This is a genomic window from Exiguobacterium aestuarii (assembly GCF_020171655.1).
Classification (GTDB): Bacteria; Bacillota; Bacilli; order Exiguobacteriales; family Exiguobacteriaceae; genus Exiguobacterium; species Exiguobacterium aestuarii_A.
The window spans coordinates 22,968-48,158 of record NZ_JAIVAC010000004.1 but is presented as its reverse complement, the minus strand read 5'-3'; the positions used below and the strand labels follow the sequence as shown (position 1 = coordinate 48,158).

Genomic DNA, 25,191 nt, shown 5'->3' with positions numbered 1-25,191 from the left:
ATTTGATTTGTCGATGTCATGACAGACAAATCAGAGGGCGGTCCACGTATGCAAGGTTATATATCGTTCAAGTAATGGTACATGGTCTACTCCTTTTCCAATATGTTTCGAGTGCTTTCAATCAAAATGACCAACTTTCCCCCGACTGTATAATCGATGGGTCACATGACTCGCATCGACTTTCTTCAATCTACGGTCAAGATTCGAGGATGCAACGATTCCAAATAAAACGAGACTACAAGACAATAGCAATCCAGAAGTGTACCCTTCTCGATACAAAATTATCATACTCATGAGTGTAAATAGTACAATCATTCCAAGACCTAAAGCACACTCATACCAGACGAGTCGTCGATATCGCACGCTTTCGTTAAATGTCAAAAGAACATTCGTCCGAAAGGCAATCTTGATACACGCCGTGACCGGAAATAAGACGATGAACCAAGTGATTTCGGCTAACCGCTGATGATCATTCCAGTAAAACAAGGCACCGCTCAAAGTAATCAAGAGTCCCACTTGAATTGCAAGTCGGGTCGAGCGTTTTCCAGATGCGTAAAGTTGAGAAAATCGCTCAGCACTATTCATCCAGAGAATCCCTCCTTCTGTGTATATCACCTTTACTGATACTATGGACATAATCATTAAGCATGAAAGAAGGAATGAAATGTTTACTACAAAATCAGAAGTAAATGTCTACTTCAAGCTTGTCGGTGATGATTTTTCGATTGATGAAGTGACAAGGCTACTGGATTTAACCCCAACCGAATTCTATAAATTGGGCGAGACACGGGAACCTTCTAAACGTCCATCTACCTTTACCGCATGGATGATTGGTACGGGTTATCAACCTTCATTTGACGTGAACGATCAGTTAAAACAAATTATTGAAACATTAAATGGGAAAGAACTAATATTAGACCAACTCTATCAAACATATGAAAATCTACAAGCCAAATTTGTCATCGTCATCGTGATTGAAGATGGACAGGCTCCAGCGCTAGTCATAGATACGGATACAATCCAGTTTGCTCACCGAATTCAAGCCGAGTTTGATATTGACTTGTATGCGAATCCTTACGAAGAAGATGACTTTTTTGATGAAACTTAACGCATCACTCTACATGAATTCGTTTCATCCGCTTCCAATGTATAAACGCATTCGCAAACCAAATGATTGTTAGTAGCGGAAACATGACGTTCATCCAGTTCGAACGTTCTATGTGGAATAAGGGAATCGCAAGAAAGAGAGCCAAACTCAATATGCCTGCTCCAAGATACATGACGAATAGTAATCGATGGTTCGACTTCATCGTGAATCTTCCGCACTCAAAATCGGATACTTCACTGCATTTTTCACAAGCTTGTCTTCAATTGCTTTCGAGACATCGATTCCAGCAGCGTGAGCGAACGTCAACGCGTAAATCAACACGTCAGCAAGCTCCTCTTCCATCTCCGTCTTTTTCGTCTCAAGCGCTTCTTCACTCGAGATCCACTGGAATACTTCAAGTAACTCACTCGCCTCGAGCGACAAGGAAAGTGCCAAGTCTTTCGGGTTATGGTGAAACGCCCAATCGCGCTCATCTCGGAACTTAATAACCTCGTCCATTAATCGTTGTACTTCGTTCATATTTATACCCTCTCTCTTTGTAGCTTCAATAATTTTCGTCGTAGCGATTCATCGGACGCATATAGATAGAGTCCTTTGACGCCACGCTTCATCAATATGTTAATCGAGTTCAAGACGATCTGTTCTTTTGCCGAATCGACGTTCTCAGTTCCTTCGACTCCAGCATATGCGCCTGTGTCTTTATATAAATTCGGATCAATCACCAGACACTCCTGCTCCTCGTCATAAGATACGGATGGACCTAAAACGACACCTACATAATTTAAATCGAATCCTTGAATCGTGTAGATGGAACCGGCCTCGGCGATGGTTTCTGCTTTTTCGGCCCACGTCGTCTTTCCACCGGTCGTATTCCACGGCATTTTATAATCTCCGTTCGATTCATACACATAATAAGTGTCTCCGTCTTTTTTGTGTAAAAAATCAAAGGTCGAAACGACACGACTCAAGCCGTATTGTCGGTCTTGTTGAATAATGGCACGATGCATTTCCTCCAATGTTTCAAATATTCGTAAGTCATATCGCTTCGATTTCGGCAACGGATTGATTCGTTTTTCTTTGAATGCATTGACCCAGTTCATCATATCTTCATCCGCTTGCATTCGGAATTGATTGGTTAGTTTATAGGTCTCAACCGTCCTTGCTCTCTTTTTATAATCATCCAATTTTAGCGAATTCCAATGACTCTTCAATTTCAATACTTGATGTTGATCAAAAATAGCAATGACAATTTTGGCTTTCTTCAACAATTCCTCGAGATGATTGTCTTGCCGAAAGTTGTTATAGGCATCTGATTTCGTCAGCAACAAATGGGCTTCGTCCACAAAGATAATATCGACTTTCTCATCTTTCAGTTTATTCAATAACGGCGTCGGTTTTGTGAAGTCCCCTGCTTTAAGATGTTTCACTTGCTTTGCGATTCCTTTATAGGTCTTCAACATCTCTTCATGATTAACGACCAAATAATTTTTTGTCTGATGAAGTGTTGAATTGGTGTCTTTTGTTCGAGCTTGGATTGTATTAAAGATTGAGCTTAAGACAACACTTTTTCCCACACCTGCTTCTCCTTCAATCACATATAGATCTCCGTATGTTTCATTTGGGTCTACTTTCGACATTTGCGTTTCACAAAAGTCGAGTACCTTCTCTTTTAAATCTAACTGTTCGACAGATAATTCTTTAAACGGAGACAGCTTGAAGATATCCTTGTTTTCAATGGCGTGAAGCTCATTTTGAACAAGTCCCTTACGATGTAATTCATCCCAGAGTTCGGGAAACAATTCGTTGTCGTAATAAGTTTTATTGTAGTAATTGTGCGTGAAGTCGTTCGCAGTTTTACTTTTATTCTGAAGCGTATACTTCTCATCTCCTAAAAAATAATTGATGAGCTTTGTTTCGAGATGGAATGTTGCTGAACGGTTGAACTTATCATGATCGACGAGATGAATTTGACTCAGTTGTTTCCGTTCTGTTTGTTTAAGCTTTAGATGTTGCTTCATTCGCTTTTTAAAGTGAACCGTTTCTCCAATGTATGCTTCTTTCTCTCCGTTCAAAATGTAAATCACCGGATAGTTCACATATGTTTCTGTATCATCAATGCTATGTAGACTACTTTCTTCGAATGTGAATGGAATGACGTTAACCATACAACAAACCTACCCTCTTATAATTTCAAATTATATCCATTTTATCATACAATGCCTTTTAGATGATTACTTGCTACTTTGCAAGTTCTAAATCAGATAATGGTATAATTCCAATAAAAAGGGAGGGATTCGGTGCTTACTTTCCAAAGTGTCTCGGTTCGTCAACAAGACACACTCATTCTCGAAAATATTTCATTTACGATCCAACCAGGTGAGTTGGTCGCCATTCATTGTGGCGTCATTTCTCGGGAAATCATCTTCGGTCTCATCAGTCAGGAGATCTCGACATACACCGGGAACATCGACCATGCTTCAACGTTTTCTCTCTTCTCTATCCGGGACGGCTTATACGACCGACTCACCGTTGAAGAATATTTATGCTTCACTAAGCGTCTTTATGACTCATCCGACTCGGTCGAATCGGTCATTGAGCGTCTCCAACTCACCACATATCGAAAGAAGCGTCTCCATCGTCTCAGTCGCTCCCTTGTCAGACGCACGCAGTATGCTGCGATGCTTCTCCAGGACCGTGACCTGTATGTGTTTGAAGAACCGGATCAAGACGTAGATCAAGAGACACGTCACCTTTTACGCGATACGCTACAGACATTGACGTCGAGACAAAAAGCCGTCCTCATGTTGACGAGTAACATGGAAAGTGCGCTCTTCATGACATCGATCGTTTATCGGATCGACCATCGTCACTTACGCCTGTTAGACGTGGAACCAGAAGAAACGGATGAGACAGAAATCTCATCTGAGGTCATCCACGTCCGTTTCGAAAAGATCCCGACGAAAGTGAACGAAAAAATCATCTTACTTGACCCTCCTGAAATCGACTTCATCGAAAGCCAGGACGGCCAATCGATTTTACATAGTCAATCGGATCAGTTCCCGAGCGTCTTCACGATGAACGAACTCGAGACGCGTTTGACCCCGTACGGTTTCTTCCGCTGCCATCGGTCATATCTCGTGAACTTACAACGTGTCCGCGAAGTCATCACCTATACGAAAAACAGCTTCAGTCTCGTCTTGGATGATTCAGAGAAGACAACGATTCCGTTATCTAAGACAAAAATGGCGGAATTGAAGACGATGATGGGGCTCAAATAGTCTCCATTCATAGCTCATATCGCTTCATTCAACTCCTGATAAGCGCTATTTGTCGCCATTTGAATGCGATCCCCTTTTATTCCTTATACGATAGAGACAAGAAAGATGATATCGACAAGGAGGAACCGGAATGGAACCAATCATTCAAGTGAACGGATTGAAGAAATTGTTTGGAAACGAGGAAGCGTTACATGATGTGACGTTTACGGTAGGAAAAGGGGAAGTGTTCGGCTTCTTGGGACCGAGTGGTTCTGGAAAGACGACGACGATTAAAATTCTGACGTCACAGCTCGCACAGACATCTGGAGATGCAACTGTCTTCGGTGTGCCGGTCGCTGACTTGAAACAAGAACAGTACCGCAAACGCATCGGCGTGTTGACAGATAACAGTGGTCTATACACACGACTTTCGATTGAGGAAAATCTCAGTTTATATTGCGATCTATATGATGAACCGAAGACCCGGATTGATGAAGTATTGAACATGGTCAATCTCAGCGGGGAACGAAAGAAGCGCATCGACAAACTCTCTAGAGGAATGTTGCAACGGGTGACGCTCGCACGCGCCCTTCTTCATGAGCCAGAGCTCCTGTTTCTAGATGAACCGACATCGGCTCTCGACCCGGTCAATTCTCGACACATCTATAAAGGGATTGAACGGTTGAAGGCAAACGGGACGACCATCTTTTTAACGACACACGATATGCAGGAAGCTGAAGAGCTGTGTGACCGTGTCGCTTTTTTACATCAAGGGTCGATTCAATTACTCGATGCTCCGAACGTATTGCGCAGGAAATATGCGACTGGATCGATGCGAGTCGAATTGAACAACGGCCAGACGCATGAAGTGACACAAACTGACGAAGGCGCAGACTGGCTTCATAAACAGATGCGCGCTAAAAATATCGCGTCAATCCACTCCAATGAGCCGACACTCGGCGACATCTTTATCGAAGTGACAGGGAGGAAATTATCATGACTTTTTCAATGAAACGTGCACTCGCCATTTTCCAAAAAGACTATAAAGATTTGTCTCGAAACTTGTTTGTCTCGTCGACCTTGATCATGCCCCTCTTCTTCGCTGTCTTTTATTCGCGAATCGGTGACGGTGGCGTCGACATCACGTACTTCGTCATCAACATCACGTTCAGCCTCGTCGCCATCTTTGTACAGTGTGCGTTGATTGCCGAAGAGAAAGAGAAGAACACGCTTCGCGGGCTCATGTTGTCCCCCGCGGGCACGCTCGACATCTTGCTTGGGAAGAGCGCCCTCACATTCGTGACGACGATGATCCTCATTGTCGGATCGGCATTTTTGATGGACTATGCCCCGCAAAATCTGTCTGTGATCGCCCTGGCGCTCATCGTCTCGACATTCTTTTATATCGGGATCGGAACGATGTTCGGCTTGATGACGAAGACGGTCATGGAAGCTTCATTGATTGTCATGTTGCCGTTCTTTTTCTTCTCGTTCTCACCGATGTTGTTGCCACTACAAGACCGTTTCGCCATCATCGGAGTGCTCGAGTATTTACCGAACGTACTCTTGATTGATGTGGCCCATCAAGTGGAAGACGGTGCGAACTTCGGTACCGTCGGGCTAGAGCTCGGGTTGCTTACGGTGTGGGCGCTTGCCGCATTCGTCGGTAGCGTCGTGATGTATAACCGAAAACAGACGGACTGAAAAAAGAATCGCCTGAGAAAGGGCGATTCTTTTCATATACACTCATTTATGTTCCGCCGGTGTCCAACGCTCCTGTTCACTCGACGCAGGGTAATCAATTCCATCCGGATAGGCAATCAGCTCAATGAGTGATCCCCACGGTGCCTTCCCGTATACACCTTGGTTATTCCCATTGTCTTCGACACCGGCTAACGGATGCGGTTTCGACAACAACTGCCCACCTGCACGTTCAAAGCGCTGAGCCGCCTCTTGCATATCATCCACATAAATTGCGAAATGATGTAAACCGTACGATGAAATTCCTGTCGGTTCGGTTTCATTTACTTGTGCGACTTGAAACAACTCGATAGACGGTCCTGATTTGATTTGAAGCAGCCGCATATGGAGAATTTGTTGTCCGTCTGGTAAGTCCAGTTGTTGCTCTGCTTCTTCCCCTTCCATCGGCTCATCTTCTGGACGTTGCACGTCGTAGCAAATCTCAGCGTGGAACGCATCTTTCAAAAAAGTAGTTGCCTCCTCAATAGAAGGCACCGTCATTCCGATGTGATCAATTCCTCTGTTCATGATGAGTCCCCTTCCATTGTTGACGGATCTGATCCATCCACGTCATGACATCCCGTGAATAAAGTCGCGTCTCGTCAGATTCACCAGAAATGACACGATGCATCGCGTCGATTTCATAGCGTAATGCCTTCTCCGTCTCCCCGAGCTGAACGGTCTCAACCGAGCCATCTTTCGTATACGTGATGGTCGCCTCCGTTGCACGAGGAAACGAATTGACGGTAATGTACCCGTCTTCTCCAGCGACTACGCCTTGCTTCGGTAACTTCGTGCGCATCGCAAGGGTAATGTTCACCATTTGATTAGAATCCGTACGAAGGATCGTACTTGATTGTTCATCGACCCCGGTCTTGTATGGCTCCATTGTCGTCAACACGTCCACTACTTCTTCGTCTAAGAAATTTCGAGCGAACGATAAGGCGTACGTTCCGATATCGAGCATCGCACCCCCAGCCAATTCCGGATTGAAGAATCGGTTAGACGGATCATCTTCTTTATAACTGCCGAACGTCACATGAATCATATTGACTCGTCCGATTGCACCTTCCTGAACACGCCGTCTCAACTCTTCAAAGAGCGGCATATGATAAATCGTCATTGCTTCGAGCACAATCACCCCTTGATCATCAGCCAGACGTTTAATGTTCTCCAGCTCTTCACTGTTTAGTGTGATGGCTTTTTCGCAAAGGACATGTTTTCCATGTGCGATGGCTTGTTCCATCATCGAATAATGGAGGTGATGAGGTGTCGCCACGTAGACGATGTCGATGTCAGGTGAAGACAACATCTCATCTAACGTTTGGTACACATATCTCACACCATATTCTTGCGCGAATTGTTCGGCTTTTTCTACATCTCGTCCCCATACCCCGTAGGCAATACCATCTGATTGTGCGAGTGCTTGAGCGAATTCTGTAGCAATCGCACCTGGTCCAATGATTCCCCATCGCTTCATTTCACTTCCCCCGTTTCTGTTGAATAGACGACTGTATCGTGATGCGATGCAACGATGACGTGCGTGACGACATCTGTGAACAAGGACGTATCAACCACGCCACGCACTTGAGATAACTGGTGGTGCACCTCAATCGGATCTTCAGACGGATGGACAACCACGTCGAGTAATCGGTTTCCGTTCACGGTCACCAAGGCCCCGTCACTGTTCAAACTTTGACGAACTTGTAGAGATGTCACCCAAGGGAACTCTTGAATTTTTTGGTTCACATAAGTGAATGCTTGTGGAAGAACCTCTAAGACAACCGGATGATTAAACGTTAATCGTTCAACAAATTTAGAATCATCCACTAGTAATACATACCGCTGCGCCATGGTTGCAATGAGTTTTTCTTCCGTATGAATCCCGCCTCCACTCTTTAAGGCGTGGTGTCGTGTATCAACTTGGTCACATCCGTCAAAAGCAAGGTCAATCAGCGAGACATCCCCCGTCTCAACAACCCGAAGCCCTTTTTCCAGACAAGCACGTCGTGTGACAAAAGAAGGCGTCACGATTGTCAAGTCCAGTTCATTCGCATGAATCATATTGATGAGGTGTTGAATGGTACTGCCGCCCCCAAGACCGATTGTCATCCCCGATTCAATCCAAGGGAGTGCGGCTTCAGCACACTTCTTTTTTACATCCATCTGTTCATTCCCCCTATAACAGTTGTTGGGCCGTGCAATCAGTTGTCACGATGACATCAATCAACCGATACTGGGCAGCAACTCGAATCGCCTCTACTTTCTCACTTCCATAGGCCACTCCGATTTTAAGCGGCACCTTCGCGAGTTGTTGATGCTCAATATGGACTGTTCGATCCGATAACGAAGTGGTCACGGTCTCTCCATTTTGATTATAGAAGTGCGAGCAAAGATCTCCTATGATTTGGAGTTCGTTCATTTCCTCGGTAAACGTTTGACCATAGAAGGCCAACCAGTTGGATTCCTGGTTCAATTGGGCCGAACCGATTCCAAAGAGGGCGATGTTCATCCGCCCCCACAGCTCCACGACTTCCTGAGCATGTGTTGACTGCGTCAATGCTTGTTTGATGGCAGCATTCGGTAAAATAGCAGGAACGTCGATAAGTTTAGATCGTCCACGCCATTTCCGTGAGGCGTCATACGCTAATGTGTTCGCATGAAAACGACTTTCGAGCTTTCCGTCCGGCCCACCGATGAGTGGCACACATTGGATAGTTGAATACGCTTCTTTCGGTGTGAATGCTTCCACAACGGCAGCGAGTGCTGTCCCCCAAGAAAAGCCGATCACATCGTCATCGGTCACCATCGACTCGACGTATGTTGCGCACGCTTCCCCCATACGTTGTAACGTCTCTTCGCGTTGTCCTGATTTTTCTGGTACAAGGATGACATGTTTTAGACCAAACCGCTCTTTCAGTTGGGCTGCCACGTCAATCGATTGATAGCGATCATAATCGATTTGGAACTTCACGATTCCTAATTCCCGAATGCGTTTTAACATGCGACTAACCGTGGCCCGATTGACATCGAGTGTCTCTGCAATCTGGTGTTGTGTTTGATTCTGTTCGTAATACAAGTGCGCTACTTCGTAAAGCCTTTTCAGTTCTTCTGACATTCAGTCACACCCCTTTGCACAAATGTACACCTAAATGAACATATGTGCAAATCGATATGTGATTGACTTGGTGAAACCGAAAAGAGCGACGAATTGAATCGTCGCTCCTGCTCTCGTTATATACTTCGTGTATTTATCAGACTTAAGACGCTCAGTCTTTTTTCGTCAGCAAATTAGTCAGTGTTTTTCTCACTTCTGGACTTTTTGCTAATGCTAATGCGGCACCACTGACTCCTGCTACAATCGATGCCCCCATCCATTTCTTGAACTCCGAATCTTTTTGAAATGACTTATCTACCATGCGTTCAATACGATCATTGAGTTTGTCTCTAGTTTCATCTGATAGGTTGTCTTCTTTAAGTTGCTCGGAAAAGACATCAATCGCTCTATCAATCGTATTGTATACTTTGTCTTGCGATTTTGAGCCAACTCCTCCCATGTTGCTAACGGCATTTATGACGTCTAGAGTATGCTTCAATATCATTTCGTATTGTTGAAAAAGGATGTCATTCATCTCATGTTCATCTCCCATAAGTTGTTTTGCAGATTGAACAATTTCTCCTTTTTCACTCATCACTCTACCTCCTGGTATGATCTCAATTCAAAGTTACGGTACGCATCGGTCCCAATATTCGACAAGCGGCGATACTGAAAAAACGGTATGACACCTTTCAATTTTACATGTTATACAAAGGGCAATGCCTCTTCATGTTCTGTATTCGCATTGAGCAAGCCACGGTTATGGAATGTCGAACTTAAATCTGCATAATGCGTCGTGATCGGCAGTCTTGTTTTCAATAGCGAGTGGACGTGCATGAACGACAATCGATAGACATCCGTCAAAATGGCTTCGAACGGCAAGGTCGTTGTTTGTTGTACGACTTTGAGTGGTTTTGCCATCCCGACACGAATATGAGGACTCGTCGTGAGGAGATAACCCATGCGCTCTTTTGTATAACTGAGTCCCTGTGAAGTTTTCCACCCATCTTCATGAATCGCCATCCGTCGATTGATATTCTTCAAAATTTCCACGTAGTCGAATTGAATTTCACGCGGAGATAGAATTGAATCAATAAGAGTCAAATCTTCACGACCAAATCCATCTCGATGGAACGTGATATGCTTCGGCGCATATCCGTACTGTTCTTCGAACGCGTGAAGTGTGTCATAGACAATTTCCCGCATCGTCTCAGAACTGATTTTCTCCCCTGCTTCACTTGTCGAGAGTGCTTTCTGCTTGATCATCGCCCCGTCTTTTCCAATGATTTGAATGATGCCTGCTGCATGTTTACCATTCTCATGGCTTACGTCTAACCCGACAAAACAATCCGAATGGAGCGGCTCACCAAGAATCCAAGGTTGTAGACCGGCCTTCACGTAAATACCGAGTAGAATGTTATATAGCGTGTCCTCAGAGTTCAATACACGGTCATGTAGCTCGACGCATTGCGTCACCACATCCTGTTTCCCACCAAACTGTCTTTTGATGGCTTGATATGAATGCTGGAGCGATTCTTCCTCGGCGATGACAACGACGACACCTTCAAAGTGTTGAGGGACACTCTTCAGTTGATATAGAACATCCTCTGCTTGCAATAAATCAGAAGGTAGTTTCTGGCTCAATCCTTTTGGTTTATTCGAGACATTGAGGGTCACCCCAAAGCGCTCAGAGGTAGTTTTTAGTTTATTGATAAACTCTATGACTTGCCGTTTTTGATGATCTCGTAATTTCGGGTCGACAAAGAAACTGACAGTCGCTTCTCCTGTTTCAAACACACCGCCTTGATTTAGACCAGTTTTTGCATAACTCGTAGTCTTCCCTTTACCAAATTGAAGACGTGGCGAAGGCAACGTTTGAATTGAGTAACCAAGACGAGCCGCCCGTACATCTTGTCGCTCAAACTGAAGCATTGGAAGACGACCAATCAACTTAAGCGCTTCCGGCATAAGTTTCGACATCCGCTCTTCAGGCGACAGTTTGATGATCCGATTGACTGCACCGAATTGATGAGTGGGGATCGTCTCAAATGAACAACTTTGTTTAAGCTGTTCAGGTAAGTATGGAAGAATGTGATTGTTTCGATCTTTAACATGAACGACGAGCGCATCTGGCGCAATTATACGCTTCGGGTCTTTCTTTGTGAAATAATCAATAATGGAACACTTCATAATCGGACTCACTTCGTTCGCTCGATATGGCGCGACCTCTACAAATTCGTACTCATACGACTTCGGATGAGTCGAATCCATGACACGCATCCCCGCAGATACGGATTTCGGATCACGCTTGATCTGCTGCAATAAGTTTTCACGGTATTCAAACTGATGAGTCAAATTGAATCCGAATACAATTTCAGCCGTCTCAGATACATTCACATTGAGATCTAATGCCGGATAAATGAGCAACCCACTTGTAGACTTTGGATGCGCCTGTTTCGAGCGGAACTTTCCTCGGTTCATCATGTAATCTGGATGAGCCAATCGCTCCAACTGTTTTTTCAACAGACGTTCAATTAATGTTCTCTCGACATTCAGTGAAGGACTAATTGGACGCGCCTCATATTGAAGAAACGTCTCGTCTCCCCATTGTTTGATTTCCTCAAATGAAGCAATGTACTGATCAAAAAACACCATCGGTTGAAAATTGTTCAATTTATTCAAGTGAAAAATCAACTTTCCACCCTGTGTATTTCGCGATGATGGGTCTTTGAGCGGTACGGTATAGATATGAAGTAGCACTTCCGTTGCTTTCGTTAACGCTCGCCATTCTGTTAAATAATACTGGTTCATCTTTCCCTCATCCTTCCCCGTTGTTCAATTCTTGCATCCACTATAACGGATTTCCTAATATTGGGTAGATAAAATAACGGATAGGGTTCAAATGAGTATATTTTGCACTACACAAATAATTCTTTGAAGTGTGTAAATTTAGTAATAATTGCCTTATAAACTTCATAATAATTTTAGTAGTTTTTAAATATTTGAATAAACAGAATTATAAGGAAAATAAAAAGGATGGCCTTGATAGAATATGGCCATCATATAATCGTATAAATTAATTTTTTCATAGTTATAAGTTAAAAACGATTTTAACTCACTTTTTTATTTAATCTTTTTGTCTAAGACGACATCTAATTGACTATTATAATTTTCGATTTCTCCATTAATCAATTTTTTAAAAAAGATGTCGTAATCTTTAGGTGTAATAAAAATGCATTTGTACTTGAATGGTAAATCTTCGTTTTTAAAATGCTTATTAAGTAATTCAAAGTGAGTCACTGCAGCTTTATACTTCCCAATATTTTCAACATCAGGATTAGTTATTTGTGAATCGTCTTTAGTTTCTACAACTAAAGTTAAGTTACCTTTTCTTATAAACCAGTCAGGATTAAATTTACCAGTTTGGTGGTGACTCCCTTTTTGCCATGAATAGTCAAAATCATAAAAATTCATATCAGCAGATTTTATAAAGCCATGGATATTTTTTGCCACTTCAGAACTGATAAGTTTTTTTAAAAATTCCGTCTCAGGGGCTCCATTCGTTGTGACAGCATACATGGGTGTTTTAAAATTATACTTGTTATTTACTTTCATTTGCTTGTATCCATTTGATGTATCTACTAACTCTACGAAACTTGCCTTGCTTGAATCATCGTCTAAACTATTTTCAAGTTCATCTGTATAAAATAAAGTTCTATTTTTATGGAAGTTACTTAATTCACTAGTTTCTCTTGGTAATTTAGTAGTGCTAATATTAAAATACTCTTCCGGTTTTACATCATAGGTTACACTTTTTGATCCTTGTCTGAAAAGAATGTTCATAGATGATAAAAAAGCATTTTTTATTCTTTTGGTTATGAATTCATTACTACTTTTTCTTAGAGAGACATCTATCATGTCTTCTATTTTTTCAATACTCCAGAACTTTTTGTATTCATTTTTAAGAATTTTATCATCTAAATCATCAAATCTTGAATATAAAATTTTAGCTAATTCTGACTTTTTTATAATCTCATGCTCGTAAGATACCGATAAATTCCTTGTTGAATTTTTATTTTGAACGCCAATTAAAGTTAAATTAGCTATTGCATCTTTAGAATCTGTGGGTAACTTAACTCCAATTATATTGTCATTTTCATCCATCCATATGTTATAAGAACCCATTTTTAAAAAAAATGGAGAAGTTTTTGCTTCAGATTTATATTTAATATTTTTTAATTCGAAATTAAATTTTGAATCTATATTTACTTTTATGGTTAAAGTTTTCTTTAATTCTAAAATTTCATCTACAATCGATTTCACATTATTTGCCCACTTTTCATGATTAAAGACTGTAACAGTGGGTGTTCCCCAAGACATTTCCCAATTTTCAGGTCTACGAAGTCCTCTCCCTAATACTTGAGCAATTAATAGTTTCGAATTAAAAGCACGCTCTTCATCTGGCACTATTTGAAACACTCTTTTTACATCCCAGCCTTCTGTTAACATTGAAACACTAAAGATAAATTCAACAGAATTTTTGGGTTGATCAACATTTTTTAATTTAACTCTATCACTGGCTGCAGAAGATCCACTATGCACACACAGTACAATGTTATCTATTTGAGCATCAGTTAGTTTTCGCTGAGTTTTTAAAAATTTTTTAAAATTCTTAGCTTGTTGATCAGCTTTTTGCTGAGTTGCAGTAACTATTATCGTTATTGGTTTTTCTCCAAGAGTTGATTCCAATTTTTTTGAAATTTCGTTATGTGAATTTAATATAACTTGCCAACGCTCATTCTTATCATTTGGCATATCTTCTTTGGAAATATACTCAACATCTTTGACAAAACTCTGTTCTATGGCATCTCGTAATGAATATCTAAAAATAACATCTGAAAAATAGTCATTGGCATCCCCAGTTTTTGTTCTTCTTTTATATGGGGTTCCTGTTAAACCTATTACATATTTAAAATTAATTCCGTGGTTATTGCTGTCAAGAATAAATTCCTTCCATTGATTTGATTCAGAATAATATACATGATGTACTTCATCATTAAGAATTAGTGTTTTTTCACCATTATTTTTTAGACTATCAATAATTGAATTTCGATTTGCTTGAGCTTTATAGATGGCGTTTCGATTCTCAATGGCAATTGAATTCTCAATTAAAGTACTATCCCCATTAAGTATTTCTGGTGTCACAAAATCAAGTCCTAAAGACTTTACCAACTGTTCTTTAGATAAAACATCTCGAAATTTTTGAGTCAATTCACTTTCAATTGTAAGGCTTGGCACCAAAACTAAAACACGATTTACCTTCTTACTAGCAAGCATGATTAGGGCGAGAGCAATCATTATATAAGATTTGCCTGTACCGGTAGCTAAATCAAGGGTTGCAGACAGTTTATCGGACAAATCCAAACTGTTCTTAAAAGACTCAAAGTTATTATTAAAACGGTCCTTGATTACTAAATTCTTATCAAAGTTTTCTTTGGCCAGCATTTCAAGATTTTTATACTCTTCAGAATTTAAATATCTAAGGGTTGTTTCAGTTGCTTCTTTTTGATATACACGATCATTAAATAGGAGATTTAAGAAAGTTTGATAAAACCCTTCGTCCCAAATTTGTGGATCAACGTTTTTTGATACTTTTAAAACTAGATCGCTCTCTTTATACGCCATTAATTTTACTCCTTTAAAGTGGCTTTGAGTTCATTTCCAAACTTATCAACAAAAATGTACATCATTTTTTCGGTTGCTTTATTAATATCAAGAGTTACTGTGTTATGCTCATCAAAATCATGTTGGTAAAAAACTTTGTCCATTACAAAAATGTTACCATCGTAACTATAATCAACTAACAGCATGGAAAAAGCTTCAAAACCATTACTTTGATATTCGCCTTTAATTCTTGAAAAAGCTTCAAATGATAAAATAGAAAGTAAGTTACCTTCTACTTTGAATTCCACTTTCGGAGGTCTAATAAAATCAAATCCGACTGCATCAATAGCTTCATTAACAGAATTTAAATCATCAGCCTGTTTAAGAGGAGTAAAGTTTTCAGTGAACTTTTGGAACATAGAATAAGGCACACGTAGTAGATTAAATGTCGTATCCCATTCACCATCGTTATCATACTCATCTACAGCAAGTCCAAATTTCCCTTGAGGGGCAATTATGAATACTTCATTTCCTAAAGATGGGCCTATACGCATTTGTATATCCCGCAGAGTATCTTCAGTTATTTTGGTATTTTCTTCAAAATCTTGAGGTGAATAAACTTTTACCAACTCACCATCTTTTAAACCATCAAAATCGAATCCCTTTATTGTATCTTGATGAGGTTCAACATCATATAACGACATTGCGAATTTTTTCCATTCATTTGTTTCAAATGAATTTAATTTACTTTCGTCATAATGCCCAGCATTATAAACTGCAAAACTTTTATGGTTATCAATAGCCAATATTCTTTTCTGAATTGTATAAATGGATAACTTACCAACATCCCCAGTTATCCATCGACGCCCAAGTTTTTCTGCTACTGCAGCAGTGGTACCAGAACCTCCAAATGCATCAAGAACCAAGTCACCTTCATTCGAGGATGCTTGAATAATTCTTTCTAGTAATTTTTCTGGTTTCTGAGTAGGATAATTAACATCTCTTCTTTCTCTCGCCATTGGATTTATCATTGAGATATCAAAAACATCAGGCATAGGGACACCTTTAGATTCTTCATCTTGAAGAATAGATTTTCGCTTTCCTGTTACTTCATCAATCACACTTAGCCAACTTTTCCCTTTGCCGCTAGATTTTTCAGATTTAGGTATATAGAGATTATTAAAAACATGATTTTTATTATTTTTTTCATAAAATAAAATGGTATCGTGATTTCTTGCAAAAGTGGAACCAGCAATGTTCCAACGTCTGTAATACCAAACAATCTCATTTAAGAAGTTACCTTCTCCGAAAATTTCATCCATTAATACTTTGACATAATGTGATTTATGCCAATCTAGATGCACATAAATAGAGCCGTTGTCAGAAAGAACTTCTCTTAGTAACACAAGGCGTTTTCTCAACCATTCTAAAAATTCAGCACCCTTTAATTTATCTGCATAAGCTTTCTGATCTTTAATGGAAAAATCTTGTTTAGTAGCAAAAGGCGGGTCAATGTAAATGAGCCTAACGCCATCAGTCCCATCACTATTCTTTAACTCACCTCTTTTTTTCATTTCTACTAAAGATTTCAAAAATTGAATATTATCACCAAAAATAATTTTATTAATCCATCCTTGTTCACCACTCCCCTTAAAATTTCTATCCATTTGTATAGGTGCAGCAAAAGTTTTAGATATAATTGATTGAACACTTTCTTTCCCATAATAAGTCAATTCATATTCTTTGCGTGAAGGTGGGAAAAGAACTCGAGCAAATTCAGTTGAAACTTCTTCTCCATTTTCTACAGACTCTTGAGCCTTTTGAAGTAACTGCAATAATTGTTGTTGCCGATGAAAGTCTATTTTAATCACCCTTAATTTCATTAATTGTGAAAATTTTATAATTTTTAAAGAGGGAAAATATCACAAATTCATTATACATAAATTTGTTGATTATTTACCAATCTCTTAACAAATAGATTATATAATTTTGTATTGTGCTTAAAAATTGAATTTACATAGCATTAATTTCGATGAATTTCTAAAATTAACTATGAGTAGTACAGCAATATGAGTAGTACAGCAAAATGATAGGTTTGCTTCACGCATTTTCAACTGAGATATTATACAAATGAGTAAATAGAAGTTTTAATTAAATCTCTCACTAAGCAAACTTCAAAAAGTAAATACTACATAATTTTACTGATGTAATTTCTTTTCTTTTAAATCTGATAGACTTCTCGGATTTCCTTCACCTATGTCCTCAACGTGCTCGATCCGACTCAGAGTTGGCGATATCTTTCAAGTTAATCAGTCATGGACTTCTGGGCTGCTCAAATACGGATACTCCTCCAACCAGGCAATGATTCAGTCCCGATATGTGTCGAGTTTCTTCTTTCGTGAACAGGCTTTTTGGTCAAATTCATGTAGTGCATCTTCATACGTCATTTTCAGGTACTTATATACCGTTGGTCTGGATACCTTCAGCGCTGTGGCGATTTGAGTCACTTTGATGTTCTGCTGATACATTTGATGAATCTTGATGTGTAGCACTTTTTTTTCTCCAAATCCATTCCCACCAGATAAAATAGCCTCAACTACTCTATCGGAGTTCTGTTCTGATTCTTCGGAAATAGTGTAAAATCGTATCGAGCAAAAACTATCAATTTTATTCTAGCGTTCCTACAGGCTAAGCGAAATATAAAGGATAGGTATATTTAATTTTTAATTTTGCTACTGAATTAGTTTTGTTGAACATAATACTAGCGAATTTTTGGACTTACTAAACAATAAACTATGACAAATAAATTTTAATAATTACTAGTATATTTTTATTTCTTGTTAGCATTAATAGTTTGAGTCACGATTAATATGTAATATTAGTTCATTTACTAGCTGATTTTGAAGTGGGAACGTGCAAATATCAGTACTTAAGAGTTTTTATTATTCTTTTCAGAGTTAAAAAAGTGATTTATCTTACTATTTAATTCAATAAATACAAACAGGATAGATAATCAAATAATGATGTTGAAAACAACTTCCTACACAAAATACAAAAGGCCTCCCATTAGCTAAATAAACTAATGAAAGACCTTTCACTTCAATACCACAAGATTTGAGATGGGAAATTAGAGTGAGCATTAATTTCTAATCACTTGTGAAATCGTTATATATTACAGACTTTTGTAACTCATTATGTTATCACATCATGCCGCCCATTCCACCCATGCCGCCCATGTCAGGCATTGCAGGGCCATCTTTTTCTGGCTTGTCTGCGATGACGGCCTCTGTTGTGAGGAACATCGCTGAGACAGATGCTGCGTTTTGAAGAGCTGAACGCGTCACTTTCGCTGGATCGACGATACCATGTGCGATCATGTCGACGTATTCGCCAGTTGCCGCGTTGTACCCGACACCGACTGACTCGTTCTTGAGTTTCTCGACGATGACCGAACCTTCTTCACCCGCGTTTTCCGCGATTTGACGGACCGGTGCTTCGAGAGCACGAAGGACGAGTTTGACACCTGTCGCTTCATCCGCTGTCACTTCTGCAAGGAGCGCACGAACAGCTGGTATGACGTTGATGAGTGATGTACCACCACCCGCAACGATTCCTTCTTCAACGGCCGCACGTGTCGCGTTGAGCGCGTCTTCGATGCGGAGTTTACGCTCTTTGAGTTCTGTCTCCGTAGCTGCACCGACTTTCACGACGGCTACGCCACCTGCGAGTTTCGCGAGACGCTCTTGGAGTTTTTCACGGTCGAAGTCAGACGTTGTCTCTTCGATTTGGTTACGGATTGTTTGAACGCGTGCTTTGATTGTTTCTTCGTTCCCTGCACCTTCGACGACAGTCGTTGTGTCTTTTGTGACGACGACTTTCGATGCGCGACCGAGCATGTCAAGTGATGCTGATTTAAGATCGAGACCGAGGTCTTCTGTGATGACTTGACCACCTGTGAGTGTCGCAAGGTCTTCAAGCATCGCTTTACGACGGTCACCGAATCCTGGTGCTTTGACGGCTACCGCGTTGAACGTACCACGGAGTTTGTTCAAGACGAGTGTCGCGAGGGCATCGCCTTCGATATCTTCTGCGACAATCAAGATCGGCTTCCCTTGTTGCACGACTTGCTCGAGCACTGGGATGATTTCTTGAATGTTTGAGATCTTCTTGTCTGTGATCAAGATGTACGGGTTGTCGAGTGACGCTTCCATCTTGTCAGAGTCTGAAATCATGTAAGGTGACAAGTAGCCACGGTCGAACTGCATCCCTTCGACGACGTCGAGTTCAGTCGTGAAGCCGCGTGATTCTTCGATTGTGATGACACCATCGTTCCCGACGCGCTCCATCGCTTCTGCAATCAATTCGCCGACTTCTTCGTCCGCTGCTGAGATGGCCGCGACTTGTGCGATTGCTTCTTTTGACTCGATTGGTTTTGAAATCAATTTCAATTCTTCGAGTGCACGACGAACCGCTTTGTCGATTCCTTTACGAAGGATCATCGGGTTTGCGCCCGCTGTGACGTTCTTGAGACCTTCACGAATCATCGCTTGTGCGAGGACTGTCGCTGTTGTCGTACCGTCCCCTGCGACTTCGTTCGTCTTCGACGCGACTTCAGCAACGAGTTTCGCGCCCATGTTTTCGAAGCGGTCTTCGAGTTCGATTTCTTTCGCGATTGTCACGCCATCGTTTGTGATGAGTGGTGAACCGAATTTTTTCTCGAGGACGACGTTACGTCCTTTTGGTCCAATCGTTACTTTGACTGCGTCAGCGAGTGCGTCGACGCCGCGAAGCATCGCGTGACGTGCATCTTCTGAGAATTTGATATCTTTTGCCATCGTTCATTTCCCCCTAAAAAAGTTTTTGAATAATGGTGCTTAGCCTACGATTGCGAGAATGTCGCTCTCGCGAACGATTAAGTACTCTTTTCCATCATGCTTCACTTCGGTACCTGCGTACTTCGAGTAGATGACCAAATCATTTTCTTTCACGTCGAGATCGATGCGCTTGCCTTCGTCTGTCACGCGGCCCGTTCCGACTGCGACGACTTTCCCTTGTTGCGGCTTTTCTTTCGCTGTATCAGGAAGCACGATGCCCCCGATCGTCTTTTCTTCTTTCTCCACGACTTCGATGATGACACGATCGCCTAGTGGTTTTAACATGGAAAAACCCTCCTCCGAATATGAATGATGTAATGTGTATCGTAAGGTTTTAGCACTCAGTTAAAAGGAGTGCTAACATTGATAAGTGTAGTATGCGACGATTAAAAAATCAAGTAGGGAACATCAAAAAATGCTCCTACTCGCGGTCAAGAGAACTTATTTGTTACAATGAGAAAAAGGTAGGTTCATTCTTATGATTAAGGACGTGTTGAATTGGCTACATTAAACTCAAACCAATCGATAAATACCCGTTTTTCGATGGCGCCTAACATTCGTCTCCGGCACCTCACCCCGATTTTACTATATGCGTTCGTCCAACTGTTTCCGCTCGCCATCCGTGAAGTGCGACCGGAATGGTTAACAGAAACGTTCGTCGGGCTCTGGCTCGCCATCGGATTCGGTGTGACGATTGTTCTGTCGATTTTACTCATCTGGCCGGACTTGAAACAATACAAGGCGCAAGGCATCCAGTCAAACTTGAACGACACGGTCAAATGGATCGGGCTCGGGATTTTGATGCAATATGGACTTGTCATCGTAGCGAACTTGATTGAGACGGCCATCTCTGGTGAACTGGTCGAATCGATGAACACACAAAATATTGCCGAAATGGTGGAAGTCATTCCACTCATGATTTTGCCGGTCGTCTTGCTCGGACCGATTATCGAAGAGATTCTCTTCCGTCATATTTTGTTCGGGAACTTGAACGCTCGCTTCGGATTCTGGATTGCTTTTGGGGTCAGTTCGATCCTATTCGCGCTCATCCACCAAGACAATCGGTTCCTCGTGTATATCGCGATGAGCTTCGCGTTCTCATACGCGTATGCGAAGACGAGACGATTAATCGTGCCAATCGCCATCCACGCGTTCAACAACGCGCTCGTGATGCTCGTACTATTTTTAATGTAGAAATGAGGTGGCAGTTATGCCGCGACAATTAAAAGTGATGTTGCTCTTTAGTCTCTCGTTCGGTGTGTTGTTCACCGTCCTCGCGTACTTCTCCGTACAAGAGTATGGGTTCAGCTTCTGGACGTACTTCATCATCGCCGTCGCCGCTTACGACTTTTTCAAAGTGTATCAAATCTTGGCACTCGCCCGAAAAGTCAAAAAAGAAGGCACGGACAAATCCGCATAACGAAACCCCGAGTCTTACGAGCTCGGGGTTTTTCTTATCGTTGTGACTTTCGATCGATCCTGTATTTCTTCTTGATAGACACTCCGAATGAGCAGTCCACGCAGACCGAACAACACACCTAATGCGACATAAATGGCATCAATCAGTAGGATTTGCGGTTCATCCAAGAAGAAATTGATGACCACACCAATGACCAGCAAACCGTAAATCGTGATGTTCATGAGTGTCGCATCGACTTGTCTCATGATTCTCTTACTCACCTTTTCCTCAAGCTTTTCAATTTCTTCGTGTCGATAACCATAAACCGCAAACCCTAGGCCTGTAATTGACAAGGCGACGAACTCACCATCCCATAGCGCAAATAAAAACAGTCCTACAAAAAAGATCATGAACCCAATTAGTAACTTCTTACGCACCATACCCCTCCTTAAGACGGAATCCATAGTTTTGCAAAATCAAAATAACCGAACAAGTCGACACAGACGTCCTTTAGCTCGACCGGGAACGGAATCGTCCGCTCCTCGTTATAGAGCGGGATGAAGTACGACTTCTCTTTCAACTCGCGCTCGATTTCTCGGTGCAACGACAACCAGTCCTCAAATGGCAAGTCGTCATACCGTTCGATTCGTTCCGCTAATCCCTCCATGTAAGGGATCACTTTATGTGGCGGCGAGTACTCGTTCGACATAAATTGTTCGAACCCAAGCGTGATATTCCGCTCAAACACTTCCCCATGAACGACCAAATCGACGTATTCATAATACGTTTTGTCGTGAATCGAATCTTTGAAGCTGATGGGCACAAACTCATAGGCAATCCCGTGACGTGTCAACATCTCCGCAATCCAGTCGGTCGTATCGTTCGTGTAGTCCGTCTGTTTGATTCGTATCGGACGATTGAACGTGACGGGTGCTCCTTCCGGAACATCATACGTCTCACTCAGCGAACCGAGAAAACCTCGGTCGTTCGGCGTTCTTCGCTCATTCAACGTCCCAATCTCCGGACGAATCTCCGCAATCAAGCGATGTATATAATGCCTCGCCTCTTCATTCGCGAACACACTATTCGGATGACTGTTTAAGATGACAAGCCCGAACCCGGACGGTGTCGAGATCAGTCCTGTCTCTTTGGAATCCCGCGACGAGATCCGATATGTCGGGTCATATCCGTCTGGCACTTTGATGAACTCGACCCGATCCAAGAGTGCTCGGACTCCAAAATAGTTCTCGAAAGCGAGAAGGACCGTCTTCTCCTTGTCGTGGCGATCCAATTGAAAGGGACCCGTCCCAACACTCCCTTTCGCGATGCTCGTATGAATCATCGACAGTTTCGGGATGTAGGAATTTCGGCGCCGGTCGAGCGTGACATCGACGCGATACGTGCCGTTCGATGCGATATGCCGGACGTGCCGGTACATATAGCGATACACATCCGACTGAACGAGTGTGCGTAAACTCTTCGTCACGTCTTTACTCGTCATGAGTGACCCATCATGGAAACGGACGCCTTTCCGAAGAAACAAGACGAGCGTATTTCCCTGCCATTCGTAATGATGAGCAAGCTCTCCTGTGACCTCTCCGGACGCGTCAATCATGAAGAGACGATTGAACACGTTTTGGACGAGGTGGGCGCTATGGATGTCAGCCGCCTCAAGCGGATGTGTCGTTAAAAAGTGACGACGGCGCGGAATGATGAGCGCATCGCTCGATGTTTGGACGTAACCGAACTTCTTCTCAAGCTGGCGCATGAAGCGCCCTGCCTGCGCAGGCGACCAGTCCCATTCGAGCTGACTCGTCACCGCCTCGACCGACTCTTTCTCCATGCGTTCGAGTAGCTGTTTCGCCAAGTCGCGCTCCACGTGTCGCAGCCATTCAAGTCGCGTCAAATTCCCCCGGCCGCGTCCGCTCGTATACGTGAGCCATCCTTCCTCTTGCCATCGTGCCAAATGACGCTTCGTCTGTTTCGGGCTTAAATGGATGGCTTCCGCCATATCAGAAATCGTGTACGCCCCGTCCCGACACTCTTTCCACAATCGAAATAAATATGCATCCACGTCGCATCCCCCTAAAAGTGGACATCACTTCCCCATGTCGTCCATTTTTTAAATCCGTTGTCTTGTTTATCATACAGGTACAGAATGGAAGGTGACAAGATGAAATGGAAAGATATACCTAAACCTATAAAAGTTCGACTCGTTACATCGTTTTTCAACCGCTCGGTCTCTTTCGCCATCATGCCGTTCATGGCACTTCTCTTTGTCAAAGCGTTCAATGAATGGATTGCAGGCGTCTTCTTAGTCTCGCTCGTCTGTCTCGGATACGTCATCGGGTTGATCGGAGGATACCTCGCTGATAAATTCTCACGGAAGCGACTTCTCGTGTTGACGGCAAGCCTCACGGCATCCATGTTTCTCGTCATGACGCTCAGTCTCCAGTTCGACCAGATGATTATCTTCATGATTGCTTATACAATCTTCACGGTCACAAATAACCTCGGTCGGCCGGCGATGAGCGCGATCATCATCGATGCGACGACGCCGGAGAACCGAAAAGCCGTATACGCGCTCGATTACTGGTTGATCAACTTATCGATCACGATTGGGACGGCGCTCGGGGGCTGGCTCTATGTCAGCAATCAGCTGTTACTGTTTTGGATTTTGACGTTCACGTCGAGCATGTTGCCGATTGCGTACGCCATCTTCCTCGAAGACACGAAACGGACGTGGACCTCACAAAAGCTCAAGCTCGTCTTCGTCGACGTGTTCCAAAGCTATCAAATCGCCTGGCGTGACCGCCCGTTCGTCAAAGTCGTCTTCGGCTCGATGTGTATTCTCGCTGCCGAGTTCTCCATGGGCAGTTACGTCGCCGTCCGACTCGCTGATTCATTTGAATCGCTCTCGTTCGAAGACTGGACGATCAACGGGGTGCGGATGATGAGCTTGATCCAAATCGAGAACACGCTCATCGTCGTCGCGTTGACGTTCTTCATTCAACGTCTCGCCTCACGCTTCTCGAACAAGCACACGCTTCTCGGCGGGCTCGCGTTGTACACAATCGGCTACGCGGTCATCACGAGCGCGAATTCGATGATGCTCCTTCTCGGCTTCATGCTCATCGCCACGTTCGGAGAATTGTTGTACTCACCCGTATTGAACACGGAGAAGGCGAACATGATGCCAGAAGACCGACGTGGTGCGTACTCAGCATTTGCCGGGACGTCGTTCGCCGGTGCCGACTTCTTATCGCGCTCGACGATTTTGATCGGATCGCTTCTCACACCGTTCATGATGAGCGTCTATATCGGACTGTTGGTCAGCTTCGGCTGCTTCCTCGTCTATAGCGGCATCTATGTAAAAGAAAAGCTCGTCCTACGGCGAGCGGCTTCCTAAATCAAAACCATCCTTTCTCACGCGAAGGGATGGTTTTTAGTCGAGATGTTCTTGGTGCATCGCATAAATCAATGTCAACGCCCGGATACAAAAGATTGTCGAGAAGCCGTAGATGCTCAGCTCGAGCAATGAAATAGAAGGTTCTTGTAAACCGAGCGAGACGGCATAGCCTACGAAGCAAAGCAAGATGACGAGTGTGATTGTCCACTCGTTCGACCGCTGCTTCATCTTTTCGGCTAACGCCTTGTCTTCTTTCTCGACACGTTCCCGTTGCCAAAAGTAAAAGAACAAGGCATACATCGCAAATGAGATTCTCGGAACGTCACCTAAAAGTAAATCAAAGATGATGAGACCTAAAAATAGATATGTCCCCAACTGATAGCCACTCTGCATGTGAAGACGCGAACGAAGTGGTCCATTTGCCCTCCACTTCATAACCCGATCACAGCTACAGTCAACCCTCCGTAGACGAATCCGAGTACGATGGCACTGATGGCCATTCGTTTATATTGTGGATACTGATACAGTGCAATCGCCCCACCGACGACGTGAACAAACGCGACGATGAACGTCAAAATCGGAAAAAGCATAGCAAACCTCTTTTCTTTTTAGGAAATCATGGAAACAAATCCATTTTCCGATA

At 42.6% G+C, this 25,191-nt stretch carries 26 protein-coding genes; 7 read left to right on the top strand and 19 right to left on the bottom strand.

The annotated features are described in order from the left end of the window. Positions 1-117: 117 nt before the first annotated feature. Positions 118-585: a hypothetical protein gene (locus tag LCM29_RS13900; protein ID WP_224863521.1), complete on the bottom strand. Its 468-nt coding sequence runs from the start codon at positions 583-585 to the stop codon at positions 118-120. Positions 586-664: 79 nt separating this feature from the next. Between LCM29_RS13900 and LCM29_RS13895 the strand changes: the two genes are divergently transcribed. Then, positions 665-1,108 (top strand): DUF4279 domain-containing protein, encoded by a 444-nt coding sequence (locus LCM29_RS13895; protein ID WP_224863519.1) that lies wholly within the window; start codon positions 665-667, stop codon positions 1,106-1,108. A gap of 4 nt (positions 1,109-1,112) precedes the next feature. Here the strand turns inward: LCM29_RS13895 and LCM29_RS13890 are convergent, their stop codons facing one another. Genes LCM29_RS13890 through LCM29_RS13880 form a run of 3 tightly spaced genes read right to left on the bottom strand, consistent with a single transcriptional unit; the run spans position 1,113 to position 3,273 of the window. Then, positions 1,113-1,310: a hypothetical protein gene (locus LCM29_RS13890; protein WP_224863517.1), complete on the bottom strand. Its 198-nt coding sequence runs from the start codon at positions 1,308-1,310 to the stop codon at positions 1,113-1,115. Further along, positions 1,307-1,627 (bottom strand): nucleotide pyrophosphohydrolase, encoded by a 321-nt coding sequence (locus LCM29_RS13885; protein WP_224863515.1) that lies wholly within the window; start codon positions 1,625-1,627, stop codon positions 1,307-1,309. The genes LCM29_RS13890 and LCM29_RS13885 overlap by 4 nt, the downstream gene beginning before the upstream one ends. 2 nt (positions 1,628-1,629) lie before the next feature. Then, complete coding sequence (locus LCM29_RS13880; protein WP_224863513.1) at positions 1,630-3,273, bottom strand: DUF2075 domain-containing protein; 1,644 nt, start codon at positions 3,271-3,273, stop codon at positions 1,630-1,632. 132 nt (positions 3,274-3,405) lie between these two features. On the opposite strand from LCM29_RS13880, the gene LCM29_RS15280 reads away from it, so the two are divergent. The 3 genes from LCM29_RS15280 to LCM29_RS13865 all read left to right on the top strand — a co-directional run bounded on the left by LCM29_RS15280 (position 3,406) and on the right by LCM29_RS13865 (position 6,069). After that, complete coding sequence (locus tag LCM29_RS15280; protein WP_224863511.1) at positions 3,406-4,386, top strand: LytTR family transcriptional regulator DNA-binding domain-containing protein; 981 nt, start codon at positions 3,406-3,408, stop codon at positions 4,384-4,386. A gap of 130 nt (positions 4,387-4,516) precedes the next feature. After that, entirely contained in the window at positions 4,517-5,365 is an 849-nt protein-coding gene (locus LCM29_RS13870) for an ABC transporter ATP-binding protein (protein WP_224863509.1), read from the top strand. After that, positions 5,362-6,069, top strand: coding sequence for an ABC transporter permease (locus tag LCM29_RS13865; protein WP_224863507.1), 708 nt, complete (start codon positions 5,362-5,364; stop codon positions 6,067-6,069). The genes LCM29_RS13870 and LCM29_RS13865 overlap by 4 nt, the downstream gene beginning before the upstream one ends. Before the next feature lie 42 nt (positions 6,070-6,111). Here LCM29_RS13865 and LCM29_RS13860 read toward each other — a convergent pair whose 3' ends face one another. The 11 genes from LCM29_RS13860 to groES form a co-directional block, all read right to left on the bottom strand. Beyond that, positions 6,112-6,633, bottom strand: coding sequence for a VOC family protein (locus tag LCM29_RS13860; RefSeq protein WP_224863505.1), 522 nt, complete (start codon positions 6,631-6,633; stop codon positions 6,112-6,114). After that, entirely contained in the window at positions 6,617-7,585 is a 969-nt protein-coding gene (locus tag LCM29_RS13855) for a Gfo/Idh/MocA family protein (protein WP_224863502.1), read from the bottom strand. Before LCM29_RS13855 ends, LCM29_RS13860 begins: the two co-directional genes overlap by 17 nt. After that, positions 7,582-8,271, bottom strand: coding sequence for a ribose 5-phosphate isomerase A (gene rpiA / locus LCM29_RS13850; RefSeq protein WP_224863500.1), 690 nt, complete (start codon positions 8,269-8,271; stop codon positions 7,582-7,584). The genes LCM29_RS13855 and rpiA overlap by 4 nt, the downstream gene beginning before the upstream one ends. A gap of 13 nt (positions 8,272-8,284) precedes the next feature. Next, complete coding sequence (locus LCM29_RS13845) at positions 8,285-9,223, bottom strand: sugar-binding transcriptional regulator (protein ID WP_224863498.1); 939 nt, start codon at positions 9,221-9,223, stop codon at positions 8,285-8,287. A 151-nt stretch (positions 9,224-9,374) separates the two neighbouring features. Next, a complete protein-coding gene (locus LCM29_RS13840) occupies positions 9,375-9,797 on the bottom strand; it encodes a hypothetical protein (protein WP_224863496.1) in 423 nt (140 codons plus the stop codon). A 110-nt stretch (positions 9,798-9,907) separates the two neighbouring features. Beyond that, a complete protein-coding gene (locus tag LCM29_RS13835) occupies positions 9,908-12,013 on the bottom strand; it encodes a Piwi domain-containing protein (protein WP_224863494.1) in 2,106 nt (701 codons plus the stop codon). Positions 12,014-12,325: 312 nt separating this feature from the next. Then, complete coding sequence (locus LCM29_RS13830; RefSeq protein WP_224863491.1) at positions 12,326-14,887, bottom strand: DEAD/DEAH box helicase; 2,562 nt, start codon at positions 14,885-14,887, stop codon at positions 12,326-12,328. A gap of 5 nt (positions 14,888-14,892) precedes the next feature. Further along, on the bottom strand, positions 14,893-16,737 hold the full coding sequence (locus LCM29_RS13825; protein WP_224863489.1) for a DNA methyltransferase: 1,845 nt from the start codon (positions 16,735-16,737) through the stop codon (positions 14,893-14,895). Positions 16,738-17,232: 495 nt separating this feature from the next. After that, complete coding sequence (locus LCM29_RS15340) at positions 17,233-17,394, bottom strand: helix-turn-helix domain-containing protein (protein WP_263600868.1); 162 nt, start codon at positions 17,392-17,394, stop codon at positions 17,233-17,235. Positions 17,395-18,066: 672 nt separating this feature from the next. Beyond that, on the bottom strand, positions 18,067-19,701 hold the full coding sequence (groL, locus tag LCM29_RS13815) for a chaperonin GroEL (RefSeq protein ID WP_224863484.1): 1,635 nt from the start codon (positions 19,699-19,701) through the stop codon (positions 18,067-18,069). A gap of 39 nt (positions 19,702-19,740) precedes the next feature. Beyond that, entirely contained in the window at positions 19,741-20,025 is a 285-nt protein-coding gene (gene groES / locus LCM29_RS13810; RefSeq protein WP_015880602.1) for a co-chaperone GroES, read from the bottom strand. A gap of 213 nt (positions 20,026-20,238) precedes the next feature. Between groES and LCM29_RS13805 the strand changes: the two genes are divergently transcribed. Both LCM29_RS13805 and LCM29_RS13800 read left to right on the top strand, forming a co-directional pair. Then, a complete protein-coding gene (locus LCM29_RS13805; RefSeq protein WP_224863481.1) occupies positions 20,239-20,934 on the top strand; it encodes a CPBP family intramembrane glutamic endopeptidase in 696 nt (231 codons plus the stop codon). A gap of 16 nt (positions 20,935-20,950) precedes the next feature. Then, on the top strand, positions 20,951-21,160 hold the full coding sequence (locus LCM29_RS13800; protein ID WP_214697034.1) for a YdiK family protein: 210 nt from the start codon (positions 20,951-20,953) through the stop codon (positions 21,158-21,160). 14 nt (positions 21,161-21,174) lie between these two features. Here LCM29_RS13800 and LCM29_RS13795 read toward each other — a convergent pair whose 3' ends face one another. Beyond that, positions 21,175-21,576, bottom strand: a complete 402-nt coding sequence (locus LCM29_RS13795) for a hypothetical protein (protein WP_224863479.1) — start codon at positions 21,574-21,576, stop codon at positions 21,175-21,177. An 11-nt stretch (positions 21,577-21,587) separates the two neighbouring features. Beyond that, a complete protein-coding gene (locus LCM29_RS13790; RefSeq protein ID WP_224863477.1) occupies positions 21,588-23,213 on the bottom strand; it encodes an ABC transporter substrate-binding protein in 1,626 nt (541 codons plus the stop codon). Between the two features lie 99 nt (positions 23,214-23,312). On the opposite strand from LCM29_RS13790, the gene LCM29_RS13785 reads away from it, so the two are divergent. Then, positions 23,313-24,548: an MDR family MFS transporter gene (locus tag LCM29_RS13785; RefSeq protein ID WP_224863475.1), complete on the top strand. Its 1,236-nt coding sequence runs from the start codon at positions 23,313-23,315 to the stop codon at positions 24,546-24,548. A 36-nt stretch (positions 24,549-24,584) separates the two neighbouring features. Here the strand turns inward: LCM29_RS13785 and LCM29_RS13780 are convergent, their stop codons facing one another. Then, the gene (locus tag LCM29_RS13780; protein WP_224863473.1) at positions 24,585-24,983 is read right to left on the bottom strand and encodes a hypothetical protein; all 399 of its coding nucleotides are present in this window, start codon (positions 24,981-24,983) and stop codon (positions 24,585-24,587) included. Next, entirely contained in the window at positions 24,980-25,138 is a 159-nt protein-coding gene (locus LCM29_RS13775) for a hypothetical protein (RefSeq protein ID WP_015880595.1), read from the bottom strand. The genes LCM29_RS13780 and LCM29_RS13775 overlap by 4 nt, the downstream gene beginning before the upstream one ends. Positions 25,139-25,191: the final 53 nt, after the last annotated feature.